Below are 234 nucleotides of genomic sequence, written 5' to 3' on the forward strand. Positions count from 1 at the left end.
AGCGTTAGGGTTTGCGCTTCGAGGTCTACGGTCAGTTCGGCCTGCGGTGCTTTGGCGGCAAGCTCGAGCAACTCGGCATACGTGGCCTTGTCCACAATGATGGGCAGCAAGCCGTTCTTCAGGGCGTTACCGCGGAAGATGTCGGCGAAGGAGGTGCTGATGACGGCACGGAAGCCGTAGGCTGTAAGCGCCCAGGGCGCGAGCTCGCGCGACGAGCCACAGCCAAAGTTGTCG

Annotated in this window: 1 protein-coding gene; it reads right to left on the reverse strand. The window is 62.4% G+C overall.

What is annotated here, in order from left to right:
- Window positions 1–234: 3-isopropylmalate dehydratase small subunit (locus NZU74_20900; protein ID MCS6883780.1), on the reverse strand; the 234-nt coding region annotated here is incomplete at both ends.

The organism is Chloroflexaceae bacterium (genome assembly GCA_025057155.1).
Taxonomy (GTDB): Bacteria; Chloroflexota; Chloroflexia; order Chloroflexales; family Chloroflexaceae; genus JACAEO01.